The sequence below is a fragment of the Chloroflexota bacterium genome, from assembly GCA_026713825.1.
Taxonomy (GTDB): domain Bacteria; phylum Chloroflexota; class Dehalococcoidia; order Lucifugimonadales; family UBA1127; genus UBA1127.
Genome location: JAPONS010000060.1, coordinates 1 through 1,680 on the forward strand (window position 1 = coordinate 1; position 1,680 = coordinate 1,680).

Consider the following 1,680-nt stretch of genomic DNA (forward strand, 5'->3'; position numbering starts at 1 on the left):
AAGGCGGCGATGGGAGCCGCCTCGCCGAGGAGCCCGAACCCCAATGCCAGCGCGATGAGCTGCACCGCCTGCTGGAACACCGTCGTCATGAAGAGCCGCAGCCAGTGGCGGCCCCAGCCCGCCGTGTGGGGCAGCATCCACAGCCCCAGGGCGATGGGCGCGAGGGTCAGCAGCAGGTCGATGAGGGCCAGCCGCAGCACCATCTGCACGATGACGTAGAGGACGAAGAAGCCGTAGACGAGGTAGAGGACGGCAAGGAGCAGGGCCATGCCCCCGCTCCCGGCCTGTACGGCGGTGAGCAAAGTCTTGAGGGTGGAGCGCAGCATGTCCCCGGCGGTGACGTTGAGGGAGACGGCGACGAAGCCTGACACGGCGTCGGCCACGTCCAGGACCAGGGCGCACCACCACAGGGACGACGCGGCGGCGACGAGGCCGAGCACCAGCCGGGGGACCATCTCCCGCCATCCGGCCTGACGGCTGCCCAAGTGCTCGGACATGATGAGGGTCAGCCCCATCCAGCCGAGAATGACCACCAGCGCGCCGGACGTGACGGCCCAGACGACCATCCACGCCTGGCGCACGATGTCGTGGGCGTAGGTGAGGTCGGGGGGAGTGCCGGTGATGATGTCGCTCATCGGCTACCCGCCCCCGCAGTTGTCGGCGTCCTCTTGGGAGAACTCCTCGACCACGCCGCAGAGCGTCCCGTGGGTGCCCTCGATGATCCACCCGGCGAAGGCCCTGGCCCAGCGTCCGGGGTTGAGGGCGGAGAGGATCTTGTCCCAGATGCGTCCGGGCTGGTGGATGGGGACGACGGCGTAGAAGTCGCCCCGCTTGCCGTCCTCGGACTGGACCAGCATCACCAGCAGGTACGCCTTGTCGCGGTCGAGGTCGGGCTGCTCGTCCAGGGCCGGGTACTCCCAGGAGTACTCCCAGCCGTCTGAGCGCTTCTTCTCGCCGCCCTTGACCTGGTAGACGGCGCTGATCCAGTCCCCGGTGTCCGCGTCCCTAACGGCGTAGTGGAGGACCGTGATCTTCCGGTCGAAGACGGGGCGGGCCACGAACTCGCCGCCGCCCTTGCGCTCGACGAACTCCCGGTCGGCGTTGACCAGGACGATGTGGTCGCCCCACGGCTCCTGGGCCAGGGCGGTCCCGCTGGACGGGATCGCCACCAGCGCCGCCAGGAGCAGCGCGGAGGCCAGGGGAATGAACCTTCTAACCGACCGGAGTCTCGATTTCAGCGCCGACATATTCACCTCTCTTTGTCCTGCTACGAAACGCCGGTTTGCGGCGCTCGCCAGAGAGTTTGAACAAACGAAATAACGGTGAAAACTGCCTGAAAGGGGCAACATGTTTGTCGCCCCTTTCGAGGTTCTAGGCAAGGGGCGCCCTCCTGTGCAGTAATGGGGCTGTACAGGAAAAGAGGGTTTATTGCGGAGTCTTCTGCGGGGTCACGGCAAAGCTGAAACAGGAACAAATGAGGCCGAAATTGCGCAGAAGTTGTGAACACTTCGACTTAAGTCCCCAGGTCGGTCTCGCTCCGCAAAACGGGGGCGGGTGGGCCGCATGAAGCAAGGGCGGAAACGGGCCGGAATCCCGCATTGCCCCCTACAGGTGGTCCACATGTCGCAGCCCGTGAGGAGTCGGGCCTTGTGCGTGGCCGAAACCCGGGGTTAGGACCGG

General features: G+C 66.1%; 2 protein-coding genes. Both read right to left on the reverse strand.

What is annotated here, in order from left to right; genetic code table 11:
* Nucleotides 1-635: hypothetical protein (locus OXC99_07420; protein MCY4624813.1), on the reverse strand; the 635-nt coding region annotated here is incomplete at its 3' end.
* Between the two features lie 3 nt (nucleotides 636-638).
* Nucleotides 639-1,247, reverse strand: coding sequence for a hypothetical protein (locus OXC99_07425; GenBank protein ID MCY4624814.1), 609 nt, complete (start codon nucleotides 1,245-1,247; stop codon nucleotides 639-641).
* Nucleotides 1,248-1,680: the final 433 nt, after the last annotated feature.

Coding starts and splice junctions, on each gene's coding strand:
- OXC99_07425 (MCY4624814.1), bottom strand. CDS start 1,247: ATGTCGGCGCTGAAATCGAGACTCCGGTCGGTTAGAAGGTTCATTCCC.